The following is a 12,902-nucleotide window of genomic DNA, read 5'->3' as shown; positions in this document are numbered from 1 at the left end:
CCCCCGAATCGTAAATCATGTCAGGCAAGATGCGCACCTTCATCAAAACGGCCTGAAAATCGCGAGCAAGGGCACAGTGCTCAGCGCATCCTTGAAAGTCTGTCGCGCCTTGTTGCCATCCACGACGATGATGTCGTTGCCGAATATCTCCGGATCAGGCTGCATGCCGCGACGGATATCAGTCAAATCGAAAGATGCCGCCTGGCGCTGCCCCTTGATCATACGAAACACCACGACCCGGCGCGGATTGGCATCGGTATCGGTGCCTCGCGCGAGCGCGATCGCCTGGATCAGGGTGGTCGATCCAGCGATCGGGTAGATGCCGGCCTGCTTGACCGAGCCGTCGATCGTGACACGCTGGCTCGTCGCGCTCTTCACCGCAACGCGCACTTCAGGGGACTGCAAATACTTGGCGCCCAGCCGAGTGGCGAGTTCGCCCGAAAGCTGGTCGGTGGTTTTGCCGGTCGCTTCGACCTGGCCGATCAGCGGCATGGTGAAGGTGCCCGTCACATCGACCGTTACATCGCCCGACATATCGGGAACGCGAAACACGATGACCGACAATGTGTCGCCGGGGCCGATATGGTAGCTTTCATCGGTCTTGAGCGCGACTGGCACGTCCGGCGATCCGAAATCCTGGACGCCATAAGGCACCGTGCCGCCGCGCTTGTCGGCGCAAGCCGCCAGGGCAAGCGACATCATCGCAATCAGCCACACCCGGTGGCGAAGCAAGCGGAGGCCGCCAAGGGATTCCCTGCGGACGCGTTTAGCGTGAGCGATCAATGCCAGCTCCATAAATTCGATGGCGAAGGGGCCCCTCGCATGATCGTGGCGGTTTAGCACCCGGCCCGCTGGAATCAACCCGACAGGGGATCGGGGTGGATTCATCCCCCACCCCCGAATCTCGCCGCGCCAAAGGCCTGGTCAGTATTCTTGCGATTCTATTTCGACCCGGAACCGGTGATCACCGTCCGGACGGTCCGGAACAGTATCAACGCATCAAGCCAGGCAGACAGGTACTTTATGTAGTAGAAATCATAGCATAATTTGTAATGCACATCGCCGATCTCCGCGACATGTCCCTGATTGACCTGCGCCCAACCGGTGATGCCCGGCTTCACGACATGGCGGTAACTATAGAAGGGCAGCTCGCGCTGATACCAGTTCGACAGCGACATCGCCTCCGGCCGCGGACCGATCCAGCTCATTTCGCCGCGCAAAATGTTGAGGATCTGTGGAATTTCGTCGATCCGCGTGCGCCGCAGGAATCTGCCGACCCGGGTGACGCGATAATCCTCATCCTGAGTCATCGCCCGCCGGCGCTCATCGTCGCTGCTTGCCGCCGCGGCGGTCAGCATCCGCATCGTGCGAAACTTGTACACCTGGAATGGCCTGCCGCGAAAACCCATACGCTGTTGGCGGAACAGCACGGGCCCACTCGAATCGAGCCGGATCGCGATGGCGACGATCGCCAGCAACGGCAACAACATGGGCAGGAGAATGATTGCCGCCGCCATGTCGCTTAGTTGTTTGAGCTTGCCATACCCCTCGTTGGGCGTGAGCGAACCGAGACCGTTTTCAGAAATATGCTCAATCTCGAGCTGTCCGGTGATCGATTCGAGCAGCTGCTTCATGTGGTAGACCGGGATGCCCTCCAGCGCGGCATCGGCAAGCAGGCGCTCCCACTCATCATCGATATCAGCGCGCAAGTCGACCACGATGCCTGAACCAGGCGCAGCTGGCAGCGTCGGCTCACGCATGTGCAGCCACTCGACATTGCCAACCTCTTCCAGTCGCGAAACATCGCCCGTCGGAACAACATGAAATACATAGGCAGTAGATCGCAGCCCGAAATAACATAGCACAAAGAAGGTTACGATCGAGAGCCCCAGGCTCGCGAGCAGCACCGACACGACATAGTCGAAACGGAATGCAAGCAGAATCGCTGTGACCAAGCCATAAGAAGTGAAGAAGGATGGCAGCACATATTCATAAGCCCGGACGCCCGGAAAATTGCGGAAACGGCGAAACAGCATGACACCAAGCAGCACTGCAACCGTGGCTGCGATCATCGAATTCAAGCTGCTGCTATATTGTATTACGCCCTGAGGCATGAAGTTGGCACGTGCGATGACCGGCAACGCGACCGCCACCAGCAAGCCGATTGCCGACTGAACGCGCAGCCGCTCAGCTGGCGATTTTACAACCCCATGATGCCTCTGCAATCGCGACTGCAGCATTGGTGAACGCCCCCTATTAGGCCCCGGCCGGCAAAGTACGCGCGGGCCAGGCAATACAGTTGTTGCCCAACTGGGGCCACATCATTGCGGTTCCCCAAACAAGCCTTCTAGATCAATAATATATGCTGGACGATTCTCATTCTTGTCATAAGAATCGAACCCAGCGGCAACACGTTCGAGCGACGCGCATGCCCATACGCCATGATCGATGACATGTACAAACACTTCGCAGGTGCAGCGTTCTCTTCGTGGGACGGATTGAGTCCAAGGCGGAAAAAGGCTTTTCCAGGTCAGTTATCGGCACTGCCCCGTTGATCAGTGCCGCGAACTCGTGCTTTGGCGCACGGCATGAGGGATCGACCATGAACAGCGGGGCAGCAGAATCCAGCGCGGGTACGCCGATCATCTTTTTCAATCGTTTCTATGCGCCCGATCACAGCGCGACCGCGCAAATCCTGTCCGACCTTGCCGAGCATCTCGCCGACACGGGCCATGACGTGACCGTCGTGACCAGCCGGGCGATATATGGCCAGGAGGATGGCCTGCTTGCGGTGCACGAACTGCGCCGCGGCGTCGCTGTGGTCCGCACCGCCACCCCTGCTCGCAGGCGCGGCATGGCAGGGCGGATCGTTGCTTATCTGACTTATTATATCATGGCCTTTTTCGAAGCGCTGCGCCGCGCGCGCCGCGGAAGCATTCTCGTGGTCAAGACGGACCCCCCGCTTCTGTCGGTGCCGATCGCCATCGCCGCCAGCTTGCGGGGTGCGACCCTGGTTCATTGGGTACAGGATCTCTATCCTGAGATTGCCGGCGCCTATGGCATGCGCCTGGCGGACGGGCCGATCGGCAAATTTCTCGCCGCGGTGCGCAACTGGTCCTTTCGTCGTGCAGCAACGGTGGTGGCGATCGGTGACCTGATGGCCGAACGAGTCGAGCGCATGGGCGTCGCGCGGGATCGGATCACCGTCATTCCCAACTGGTCGAACGATATCGAGATCACGCCATCCCTCGTCCGCTCGCCCTCGCTGCGGCGTGACTGGAACATCCCGGAGGCCGCATTCGTCCTGGAATATTCAGGCAACCTCGGCCGGGCACACGAATATGAGACGCTTCTCGATGCCGCGACTGTGCTTCGCGACCGGCTCGATATCGTCTTCCTGTTTATTGGTGGCGGCCATGTGTCCGACCAGCTTGCCGCGCGCGTCGCCGAGCTTGGCCTGACCAGCTTTCGGTTCGCACCGTATCAACCGCGCGAGCGTCTTTCCGAATCACTGGGCGCAGGCGACGCTCACTGGGTCTCGCTTCGTCCCGAATTCGAAGGCCTGGTCGTGCCGAGCAAGGTGTTCGGCATCTGTGCTGCGGCGCGCCCGGTCATCGCCGTCTGTGCGATGGACGGTGAACTGATCCGCCTCCTCGAACCCGGCCATGCCTGCCTCGTTGCCGTTCCCGGCGATGCCGTCGCACTCGTCACGGCGATCACCACGCTTGCTGACGATCGCGTGCGGGGTGACAAAATGGGGGCCGTCGCTCGCGACATCCTCGATCGTCATTATACCAAGGCGCGGACGCTGGATCGGTGGCGCGTGATGCTTGATCACATGGGAATCGTTGGGGCAGCGCAACAAAACCGCACCTCGGACGTATAGCGGTTTAACCGATCATCGAATGAAGTAAGACGACAGAGTGGGACTTTTTGGAAAATTCGGGCGCAAACAGCCCAAGGCGCCCCGCATACCCAGCGGCCCGCCCGACGCTCGCGCTTATGCGATCGGCGACGTGCATGGCCGACTCGACCTGCTGCGTGCACTGATCGACGAGATTGCCGCGGACCGCCGTGCGCACCCCTGTCAGCGCGAATATATCATTTTCCTCGGCGACCTGATCGACCGCGGTCCTGATTCGCGCGGCGTGCTGGATTTTCTGCTGCAAGCGCGAAGTTTCCTGCCGACACCGATCTTCGTGATGGGAAATCACGAGGAAATGCTGTTGCGTGTCCTGGACCGGGACACCGACCAGATTCGCGACTGGCTACGCTATGGTGGCTATGAATGCGCGCAGAGCTATGGCGTGGAGGTCGGGCGACTCGCTCTGCTCGATTCGCCTGCCGCGGCCTCTTTTGTGCGGCGCGCAATTCCTGACGATCATTTGGCATTTATCGACAGTTTCGTGGATAGTTTTCAGTTCGGCGATTATCTGTTCGTCCATGCCGGCATCAGACCGGGCGTCCCAATACAAGAGCAGACAATCCAGGACCTGCGCTGGATACGCGAAGATTTTCTCGACAGTACAGTCGATCACCAGCTTATTGTTGTCCACGGACATACAATTAGCGACGGACCAGATGAACAATTCAATCGAATTGGTATCGACACTGGCGCTTATACATCCGGTATTTTGACCGCCTTGTGTATCGAAGGGACCGAACGGCGCTATCTGACAGCTCGTTTTTGATTGGAACTTTGTTGAATGTGGGGCGTTGCGCCTTGGAATTTCGATCTTTGTAAGGCCGGAGGGTCGATTTTCGGGTAGACAAATCCACATGCTCTCGGTATCGGATTCGTGAGCCTACAAGTTGATGCGGTTAAAGGGAGACTGAAATGAAATTTTCGCGGGTGACCGCCGCCATCCTTATGGCGAGCCTTTCGTCGCCGCTGATCGCGGCGTCGGAGCAGACTGTTGGCAAGATGGCCACGGCCAGCCAGGGCACGTTCGTTGCTCGTGAGGGCAAGCTGATCGCAGCTTATCCTGGCCAGGCTCTGTACACCGGTGATCGCGTTTTGACGCGCGGCAAGGCGAACGCCAAGGTTTCGATGGCAGGCTGCAGCTACACGCTCGCACCGACGTCGATCCTGTCGGTCGGCAAGTCGGCATGCCTCACCGCACCGAAGTCCTTTGCTGTTGCACAAGACAGCAGCGATGAAGGCGCCGGCAGCCGTGGCAGCAACTTCATCGTTCCCGTCCTTGCGGCAATCGCCGTGGGTGCCGGCATCTATGTCGCCGTCGACAACAAAGACAGCGCACCTGCCAGCCCGTAATCGTCTGGCGGTACGAAATTGAGCGGGGCCGAACGCAAGTTCGGCCCCGTTTTCGTATGTGCTGGATTTCCGGTGGATTGCCCCTTTCCCTCATCAGGGCCGTCGGCACTCCGTCAAACTAGCCCTGTGTAGCCAAGGCCGATTGCAGGTCAGCCGCCCGATCCGCGAGATACCAGTCGACTGTCGCCGCCAGGCCTTCTCGAAATCTGACCTCGGGATGCCAGCCGAGCGACTGTTCGATCCGGGACGGGTCGATCGCGTAGCGCCGGTCATGCCCCGCCCGGTCCTCGACGAACCGGATCAAGTTCCGCCGCCGCCCCGCCGGCCACGGCATACGTTCATCGACCAGATCACAGATCATCGCGACGACCGCCACGTTGCTATGCTCCTCGCGGCCTCCAACCACATAGGTCGCACCCAGCTCGCCGCGAGTCATGACCAATTCCAGGGCGCGTGCATGATCCGCCACGTGCAGCCAGTCGCGCACATTGGCTCCCGTCCCGTAGACCGGCAAGGTCAGGCCCGCCGCGGCGCGCGTGATGGTCAACGGAATCAGCTTTTCAGGATATTGATGCGGCCCGTAATTGTTGCTGCAGTTCGACAGCACGACCGGCAATCCATAGGTGTGATGCCATGCGCGGACGAGATGATCCGCCGCCGCCTTTGATGCCGAATATGGCGATGACGGCCGATAGGCCGATTCTTCGCTGAATCTACTGTCATCGAACGGCAGGTCGCCGAACACTTCATCCGTCGAGACGTGATGGAAGCGGAAAACCCCCTTCCCTCGTTCATCCAGCATGCGCCAATGATCGAGCGCCGCTTCCAGCATATGGAAAGTGCCGGTAATGTTGGTTTCGATGAACACGGCCGGTCCCTCGATCGACCGATCGACATGGCTTTCCGCCGCGAGATGCATGATCGCATCCACCTTTTCCGCCGCGAGAATTCCCGCAACGAGTTGGCGATCGGCGATATCGCCCTGCACGAAGCGATAGTTCGGCGACCTTTCGATCTCGGCCAGTGCCGCATGCGAAGCGGCATAGGTCATCTTGTCGAGATTGATTACCCGTGTTCGGCCGCCGACGATGAGATGCCGACATAGCGCGGAACCGATAAACCCTGCACCGCCAGTGACAAGCACGGTCCGTTCGACTGAGGTAATCGCCCGCATCATGCCGCTTGCGTCGCGCAATAACGCAGATAGCGCGCATAATCGGTCTTGCCGAGCAAGTCGGCGCGCGTCATCAACGCAGCCGGCTGAAGATAGCCAAGGTCGAGCGCAATTTCCTCCGGGCAAGCAATCTTGATCCCTTGCCGCCGCTCGATAGTGCGCACGAACGACGACGCGTCATGCAATGATTCATGCGTCCCGGTGTCGAGCCATGCATAACCGCGCCCCAGCCGCCCGACTTCGAGCGAACCCGCATCGAGATACGCGCGGAGCACATCGACGATCTCCAGCTCGCCCCGCGCCGAAGGCTTCAGGCCCTGCGCGACCGTCACGACATCGGCCGGGCAAAAATACAGTCCGGTCAGCGCCCAGTTCGATGTCGGAGCCTCGGGCTTTTCTTCGATCGCCGCGGCGCGACCTTTGGCGTCGAACGACACGACACCGTAACGTTCCGGGTCATCGACCTGATAGGCGAAGACCGTCGCCGATCCTGCCTGAGCCGCCGCCGCGGCGGTACGGCATTTCGTTCCCAGCCCATCGCCATGAAAGATATTGTCGCCCAGGATCAGCGCACATGCCTCGCCCTCGAGAAACTCCTGCGCGATCAGAAAGGCTTCGGGCAATCCGCGCGGCGCATCCTGCTCGGCATAGGCAAGCGTGATCCCGAACGCCGACCCATCGCCCAGCAACAGCCGGAACATCGGCAAGTCGCGCGGGGTCGAAATGATCAGAATGTCGCGGATGCCGGCGAGCATCAGCACCGACAGCGGATAATAGATCATCGGCTTGTCGAAGACCGGCAGCAACTGTTTCGATATTGCCAGTGTCGCGGGGTACAGCCGCGTTCCGCTGCCGCCCGCCAGGATAATGCCCTTCATCGCTCCAACCCGTCCGTTCTCTGAACGGACGGTCTTAAAGCGGATTGGTTAAAGCTATCTCAGCTTAGCAGGTCGACCGCGAACGCGCGCACCGTCCCGCCGATATCGTCACGGCCCAGCGCGACCGCCAGATTGGCCTGAACATAGCCCGCCTTGTCGCCACAATCATAGCGCCGGCCATTGAAAGTCACGCCGTGAAAGGGCTGATCCCCGATCATCCGTGCCATCGCATCCGTCAGTTGAATTTCGCCGCCCGCGCCCTTTTCCTGCGTCTCCAGCACACGCATCACTTCCGGCTGGAGAATATAACGCCCGATCACCGACAGGTTGGATGGGGCCGTGCCGGGCCTGGGCTTTTCGACCAGGCCACGCACTTCGGTCAGCGCCCCGTCGCGGCTGCCCGGCGTAATGACGCCGTACATATGCGTCTGATCCTCGGGCACTTCCTGCGCGCAGATCAGATTGCCGCCAACCTCATTATACGCCTCGACCATCTGCTTCAGGCAGCCCGGTTCGCCGACCATGAAATCGTCGGCGAGCAACACCGCGAACGGTTCGTCACCGACGATATGCCGCGCGCACCACACCGCGTGCCCCAATCCCATCGGCTCCTGCTGGCGGACATAGGCCACCGCCCCCGGATTCAACCGCGTCTGGTGTAGCAAGTCCATCGACTTGCCGCGATGCGCCATTGTCGTTTCGAGTTCATAGGCAATGTCGAAATGATCCTCGATCGCCGATTTGCCGCGCCCCGTGACGAAGATCATTTGCTCGATCCCGGCCTCGAGTGCCTCATCCACCGCATATTGGATCAGCGGCCGATCGACCACCGGTAGCATTTCCTTAGGCAAAGCCTTGGTTGCGGGCAGGAATCGTGTCCCGAGCCCACCTACGGGAAAGACTGCCTTACGGAGGGGCTTGAAACTCATGGCGCCGGGTTCCTGAAACACATGTCGTGCGAGCCGTAAGAGGCTTGCAACGCTATTGGAAGGGGCAGTTGCGGTTGATAAAGCCTGGCTCCATGCCTGCTGGCCCGATCTGTGGTCGATGGCACGCCGCACCGCGGGTTGGCTCGTCATTCCACTGTTCGTTTGTGCTGGATGGCGCGATCGACTCGCGCGAGATCGTCTATATCGTCATGCCAAGCTTCCTCGCCTTGCTATTCGGCACGCTGCTATTGGCCGTCGCGGGACGCAGGCCGATCGCCGACGAGATTGGCCACGCGGCGGCGGTCAGCCCTTCAGCCACCATCGGATAGCCATTGCGACACACCCCAGTGTCGCGACGCTGCCCATCCAGATCGCAGCCATCCAGGCGAGCCGCTGCCATAACGGGCTGGCATCATCGTCCATCAGTGATAGCCGTCAGTGCCGACTTTGCCGCGAAACACCCAATAGGCCCAACCGGTATAGCCAAGGATGATGGGGATCATGATCCCGGCACCGATCAGCATGAAGATCTGGCTCGATTCGGGGGCGGCAGCCTCCCAGATTGTGACCTGATCGGGCACGATGAACGGATACATGCTGATGCCCAGACCAGCAAAGCAAAGCGCGAACACCGCAAGCACCAGCAGAAACGGCGTTGATTGCGCCCCCCGCGCCAGGGCACGCCAAAAGGCCAAGCTCAGCGCCACGATCAGCACCGGCACCGGCGCGGTCAGCATGATGCCCGGCATCTCGAACCAGCGGCTGTAATAGTCGTGATCGAGAAAGGGCGTCGCCAGGCTTACTGCGCCGATCGCGACAAGCGTGATCACGCCCGACCATTTTGCCAGCCGATAGGCGCGGATCTGCGCCCCACCTTCGGTCTTCGCGATCAGCCAGGTCGCACCAAGCAACGCATAGCCCGCCACAACGCTCATACCGGTCAACAAGGTGAAGGGGGTCAGCCAGTCGAGCCAGCCGCCGCCATAAGCGCGGCCATCGACCTGGATGCCCTGCAGCAGCGCGCCCAACGCAATGCCCTGCGCCAGTGCCGCCGTCACCGAGCCCGCGGTGAAGGCGAAGTCCCAGAACGCACGGTGACGCGGGTCGCGCCAGCGGAACTCGAACGCCACGCCGCGAAACACCAGCCCGAGCAGCATCGCGATGATCGGCGGGTAGAGCGCGGGCAGGATGATCGCATAGGCCAATGGAAACGCCGCCATCAGCCCGCCGCCACCGAGCACCAGCCAGGTTTCGTTACCATCCCAGACCGGTGCGATCGTATTCATCGCCTGATCGCGCTCTTCGCCGACGCCGAACGCCGGGAACAGGATGCCGATGCCCAGATCGAAACCGTCCAGCACGACATAAGCGAACACGGCAAAGGCGATGATGAACGCCCAGATCATTGCGAGGTCCATGTTGACGTTCATTGCTGGACCTCCGCCGGATGCTGCGCGGGCGATGGCGTGATTCCGGCGGTGCGGATCGGCGCGACTTCGATCTCATGCTCGCCGGCCACGGCACCCTTCTGGATCAGCTTCAGAATATACCAGGTGCCGAACCCGAATACCGCGAAATAGACGATCACGAACGCAAGCAGCGATGCGCCGACCGCAGGTGCGGCAAGCGGCGACGCGCTGTGCGTCGTGCGCAACAGATTATAGACGGTGAAGGGCTGACGTCCGACCTCGGTCGTGATCCAGCCGGCAATCACCGCCACGAAGCCGGCCGGCCCCATGAGCAGGGCAGCGCGATGCAGCCATGTCCAGTCGTATAATTTGCGCCGCGCCCGGGCGATCAGGCTCCACAGGCCCAGGCCAAGCATCGCCATGCCGAGCCCGACCATGACCCGAAACGACCAGAAGACGATCGCCACCGGCGGTTCGCGGTCATCAGGGATAGTGTCGAGACCCGCCAGCGGCGCGTTCAGGTCGTGCTTGAGGATCAACGACGAGGCCTTGGGAATCTCGATCGCATAATCGATGCGCTTTTCCTTCGCATTGGGCAGGCCAAACAGGATCAGCGGCGCGCCATCGGGGTGGCTGTCATAATGCCCCTCCATCGCCATCACCTTGGCCGGCTGATGTTCGAGCGTATTCAGCCCCTGCGCGTCCCCGGCGAAAATCTGCACTGGCGCGACCAGTGCGGCCATCCACATCGCCATCGAGAACATCTTCCGCGCATGTGGGTTGCGATGATCCTTCAGCAAGTGCCAGGCCCCTGTCGCCCCGACCACCAGCGCCGTCGTCAGATACGCGCCGATCACGGTGTGAACGAGCCGGTAGGGAAAGCTCGGGTTGAAGATGATCGCCGCCCAGCTCGGCCCCGGCACGAACTGTCCCGCAGCGTTGATCTCGAAACCGGTCGGGGTCTGCATCCAGCTGTTCGCCGAGAGTATCCAGAAGGCCGAGATGAAAGTGCCCGTCGCGACGCAGCAGGTCGCCGCGAAATGCAGCCCCTTGCCGACCTTTTTCATGCCGAACAGCATGACGCCCAGGAATCCTGCCTCGAGAAAGAAGGCGGTCAGTACCTCATAAGCCATGAGCGGCCCGATCACCGGTCCGGTCTTGTCGGAGAATACTGCCCAGTTGGTGCCGAACTGATAGGACATGACGATGCCGGACACGACGCCCATCGCAAAAGCGACCGCGAAGATCTTTATCCAGAAACGGAACAGGTCGAGATAGAGCTGCTTGCCGGTGCGCAGCCACAGCCCTTCGAGCACCGCGAGATAGCTCGCCAGTCCGATCGAAAACGCCGGGAAAATGAAATGGAAGCTGACGGTGAAGGCGAACTGGATACGGGCCAGGACAATCGGATCGAACGCGTCGAACATCGGATAGCACCTCTGGCGACTCTGTGCGCTCATGACCAGTGCGGTGCAAGGGCGCGACCGATCCCGTCGCTCCATGCCGGATCGATCTTAACGCCAACTATATGCGGATGGCGCAAATCCATATGGCAATCTCATGCCGGCCGAGCCGATATCGCGCATCGGCACTTCCGCCACGGAACCCTTTCCACCATGTCGGCCCGAACGATCCTGAAGCTGCGCGTCGCCTCCGACGCGCACGTCGCAAACGATATTGCCCATGCCTATGACCGCGCCGGCGCGCGCTATCTCGACTATGCCGACGGTATGGCCGGTGACCTGTTCGATTTCGGCGGCCGCTATTGCTATGGCGACCGTCGCATCTGGCAGGCGATCGAAGCGAAGCTGGTCGCCTTTGCGGAGGCTGGGCACCGCCGACTGGTCGTGCTCGACGCCGGCTGCGGTCCGGGAACATGGCTGCGGCGTGTCGTCACGCGAGCGCATTTGCTTGGTATCCCGGAGATTTGTGCGACCGGCTTCGACATTTCGGGCGAGCAGATCGCCATCGCGCGGCTTCAGGCCGGCACGTTGCGCCAGCTCCCCGGTGTCAGATTGCGGTTCGAGGAACGTGACCTGATCACGCCCTTGGTCGAGGAAGACGGCTCGGTCGATCTGTGTCTGTGCCTCAACGGCGTCCTCAACCATGTCTCCGCCGCCGACCGCGTGCGCGTCGCCGCCGAACTCGCCCGCGTCACAGCGGGGAAATTGTTCGTCACCGTGCGCACCACCGGCAGCCAGCCCTCGATTTTCATCGATCGGGTCGATGCGGCGGCCGATTTCCGCCACGATGACCGCACCGACCGGCTCGAAATCGAGCTGCGCGACGGACATCATGTCGAGTTCGACCTGCATCTGTTTCACGCCAGCGAGGTGCGGTCGCTGTTCGCGCCGCATATCGAGATCACGCGCCTGTCGGGGCTCGATATCTTCCACAGCCGGTTCGCACCCGATCCGCGCTGGAATCCGGCCGAAGGTGCGGAGGACGCGGCCTTTCACCACGATCTCGAGTTATTGGAGCAGACCTATGCGGCCGATCCCCATTTCATCGACCATGCAACGCATGTTCTGTTGATCGCGGAACCGCAGCAGATAATGGAGCGCTGAGCTCCGCCGCGTCCGGGCTATGGCTTGGGCGCGGCTTCGGCCGGCGGCGCCCCGGCACCCGGGCGAGCGCCGCCCTGCTGCATCATCTGCTGCTGCATCTGCAGCTGACGGACGCGCTCCACCGACATGAAGTCGACCAGCTCGACATCGAACACCAGCACCGAATTGGCCGGGATCGGCCCAGTCGCCTTGTCGCCATAACCAAGGCTCGGCTTGATCCAGAAGCGGGACTTGCCGCCCTTGGCCATCAGCTTCAGCGCTTCGGAAAAGCCCGGCACCACGCCAGTGACCTGCAGTGGCGTTGGCTGCGGCGACTTGTCGAAGGTCGTACCGTCGGTCAGCTTGCCTTCGTAATTGATCAGCACGACATCGGTGTCGGTCGGCTTCGGGCCCTTGCCCGGCGTCAGGACCTTGTACTGCAGGCCCGACGGCGTCTCGACGATCGTCTTGTCGCCGCTGCGGTTCTTCGCGAGGAACGTGGCGCCCGACAGGGTTTGCGTGCGAGAATAATCCATCGCCTTGAGGACGCCCAGCGTCGCCGCCACACCAATGATGATCCCGATCACACCGAAGATCAGCGCGCGACCATTGCCCGGCTTCGAGGCGGGCGTCACGACGGGCTTGGGAGGAATCGACGCCATCGGTTGAGCTTTCATTATGTCGGCAAGGC

At 61.2% G+C, this 12,902-nt stretch carries 14 protein-coding genes; 5 read left to right on the top strand and 9 right to left on the bottom strand.

The window, feature by feature from the left end; all coding sequences use genetic code 11:
* Nucleotides 1-42: 42 nt before the first annotated feature.
* Both OO12_RS18550 and OO12_RS18545 read right to left on the bottom strand, forming a co-directional pair.
* Nucleotides 43-702 carry a polysaccharide biosynthesis/export family protein gene (locus OO12_RS18550; protein WP_160296845.1) on the bottom strand — a complete coding sequence of 220 codons (660 nt, stop codon included), beginning with the start codon at nt 700-702 and terminating at the stop codon, nt 43-45.
* A 239-nt stretch (nt 703-941) separates the two neighbouring features.
* Nucleotides 942-2,072: a sugar transferase gene (locus OO12_RS18545; protein ID WP_235364868.1), complete on the bottom strand. Its 1,131-nt coding sequence runs from the start codon at nt 2,070-2,072 to the stop codon at nt 942-944.
* A gap of 530 nt (nt 2,073-2,602) precedes the next feature.
* Between OO12_RS18545 and OO12_RS18540 the strand changes: the two genes are divergently transcribed.
* From OO12_RS18540 to OO12_RS18530, 3 genes are all read left to right on the top strand, one after another.
* Nucleotides 2,603-3,886, top strand: a complete 1,284-nt coding sequence (locus tag OO12_RS18540) for a glycosyltransferase family 4 protein (RefSeq protein ID WP_052216039.1) — start codon at nt 2,603-2,605, stop codon at nt 3,884-3,886.
* 37 nt (nt 3,887-3,923) lie between these two features.
* Nucleotides 3,924-4,691, top strand: coding sequence for a metallophosphoesterase family protein (locus OO12_RS18535; RefSeq protein ID WP_052216038.1), 768 nt, complete (start codon nt 3,924-3,926; stop codon nt 4,689-4,691).
* Nucleotides 4,692-4,837: 146 nt separating this feature from the next.
* Nucleotides 4,838-5,275 (top strand): hypothetical protein, encoded by a 438-nt coding sequence (locus OO12_RS18530; RefSeq protein WP_034160213.1) that lies wholly within the window; start codon nt 4,838-4,840, stop codon nt 5,273-5,275.
* A 118-nt stretch (nt 5,276-5,393) separates the two neighbouring features.
* Here the strand turns inward: OO12_RS18530 and rfbB are convergent, their stop codons facing one another.
* The 3 genes from rfbB to galU are packed head-to-tail and all read right to left on the bottom strand — an operon-like array spanning nt 5,394 to nt 8,256.
* Nucleotides 5,394-6,470 carry a dTDP-glucose 4,6-dehydratase gene (gene rfbB, locus OO12_RS18525; RefSeq protein WP_235364866.1) on the bottom strand — a complete coding sequence of 359 codons (1,077 nt, stop codon included), beginning with the start codon at nt 6,468-6,470 and terminating at the stop codon, nt 5,394-5,396.
* Nucleotides 6,449-7,327 (bottom strand): glucose-1-phosphate thymidylyltransferase RfbA, encoded by an 879-nt coding sequence (gene rfbA, locus OO12_RS18520; protein WP_034160212.1) that lies wholly within the window; start codon nt 7,325-7,327, stop codon nt 6,449-6,451. The genes rfbB and rfbA overlap by 22 nt, the downstream gene beginning before the upstream one ends.
* Nucleotides 7,328-7,386: 59 nt before the next feature.
* Nucleotides 7,387-8,256, bottom strand: a complete 870-nt coding sequence (gene galU, locus OO12_RS18515) for a UTP--glucose-1-phosphate uridylyltransferase GalU (protein ID WP_034160211.1) — start codon at nt 8,254-8,256, stop codon at nt 7,387-7,389.
* A gap of 164 nt (nt 8,257-8,420) precedes the next feature.
* On the opposite strand from galU, the gene OO12_RS28680 reads away from it, so the two are divergent.
* Nucleotides 8,421-8,585, top strand: coding sequence for a hypothetical protein (locus OO12_RS28680; RefSeq protein ID WP_235364864.1), 165 nt, complete (start codon nt 8,421-8,423; stop codon nt 8,583-8,585).
* Here the strand turns inward: OO12_RS28680 and OO12_RS29430 are convergent.
* The 3 genes from OO12_RS29430 to OO12_RS18505 are packed head-to-tail and all read right to left on the bottom strand — an operon-like array spanning nt 8,560 to nt 11,092.
* On the bottom strand, nt 8,560-8,622 hold the full coding sequence (locus OO12_RS29430) for a hypothetical protein (RefSeq protein ID WP_443024578.1): 63 nt from the start codon (nt 8,620-8,622) through the stop codon (nt 8,560-8,562). The two genes, OO12_RS28680 and OO12_RS29430, sit on opposite strands and share 26 nt — an antisense overlap.
* A 56-nt stretch (nt 8,623-8,678) precedes the next feature.
* Entirely contained in the window at nt 8,679-9,686 is a 1,008-nt protein-coding gene (gene cydB, locus OO12_RS18510; protein WP_034160210.1) for a cytochrome d ubiquinol oxidase subunit II, read from the bottom strand.
* On the bottom strand, nt 9,683-11,092 hold the full coding sequence (locus OO12_RS18505; RefSeq protein ID WP_034160209.1) for a cytochrome ubiquinol oxidase subunit I: 1,410 nt from the start codon (nt 11,090-11,092) through the stop codon (nt 9,683-9,685). The genes cydB and OO12_RS18505 overlap by 4 nt, the downstream gene beginning before the upstream one ends.
* 189 nt (nt 11,093-11,281) lie before the next feature.
* Here OO12_RS18505 and OO12_RS18500 point away from each other — a divergent pair, with 189 nt between their 5' ends.
* A complete protein-coding gene (locus OO12_RS18500) occupies nt 11,282-12,232 on the top strand; it encodes a class I SAM-dependent methyltransferase (protein WP_034160208.1) in 951 nt (316 codons plus the stop codon).
* A gap of 17 nt (nt 12,233-12,249) precedes the next feature.
* Here the strand turns inward: OO12_RS18500 and OO12_RS18495 are convergent, their stop codons facing one another.
* On the bottom strand, nt 12,250-12,873 hold the full coding sequence (locus OO12_RS18495) for an FKBP-type peptidyl-prolyl cis-trans isomerase (protein ID WP_082006654.1): 624 nt from the start codon (nt 12,871-12,873) through the stop codon (nt 12,250-12,252).
* Between the last annotated feature and the right edge of the window lie 29 nt (nt 12,874-12,902).

It is taken from the genome of Sphingomonas sp. ERG5 (assembly GCF_000803065.1).
Classification (GTDB): Bacteria; Pseudomonadota; Alphaproteobacteria; order Sphingomonadales; family Sphingomonadaceae; genus Sphingomonas.
Note: the sequence above shows the minus strand (reverse complement) of the source record. Positions and strands in the feature narration are given on the sequence as shown.

What these genes read in the sequence shown, in the direction of transcription:
- OO12_RS18550 (WP_160296845.1), bottom strand. Translation starts at nt 702, where the DNA reads ATGATGTCGCTTGCCCTGGCGGCTTGCGCCGACAAGCGCGGCGGCACG.
- OO12_RS18545 (WP_235364868.1), bottom strand. Translation starts at nt 2,072, where the DNA reads ATGATCGCAGCCACGGTTGCAGTGCTGCTTGGTGTCATGCTGTTTCGC.
- OO12_RS18540 (WP_052216039.1), top strand. Translation starts at nt 2,603, where the DNA reads ATGAACAGCGGGGCAGCAGAATCCAGCGCGGGTACGCCGATCATCTTT.
- OO12_RS18530 (WP_034160213.1), top strand. Translation starts at nt 4,838, where the DNA reads ATGAAATTTTCGCGGGTGACCGCCGCCATCCTTATGGCGAGCCTTTCG.
- rfbA (WP_034160212.1), bottom strand. Translation starts at nt 7,327, where the DNA reads ATGAAGGGCATTATCCTGGCGGGCGGCAGCGGAACGCGGCTGTACCCC.
- galU (WP_034160211.1), bottom strand. Translation starts at nt 8,256, where the DNA reads ATGAGTTTCAAGCCCCTCCGTAAGGCAGTCTTTCCCGTAGGTGGGCTC.
- cydB (WP_034160210.1), bottom strand. Translation starts at nt 9,686, where the DNA reads ATGAACGTCAACATGGACCTCGCAATGATCTGGGCGTTCATCATCGCC.
- OO12_RS18505 (WP_034160209.1), bottom strand. Translation starts at nt 11,092, where the DNA reads ATGTTCGACGCGTTCGATCCGATTGTCCTGGCCCGTATCCAGTTCGCC.
- OO12_RS18500 (WP_034160208.1), top strand. Translation starts at nt 11,282, where the DNA reads ATGTCGGCCCGAACGATCCTGAAGCTGCGCGTCGCCTCCGACGCGCAC.
- OO12_RS18495 (WP_082006654.1), bottom strand. Translation starts at nt 12,873, where the DNA reads ATGGCGTCGATTCCTCCCAAGCCCGTCGTGACGCCCGCCTCGAAGCCG.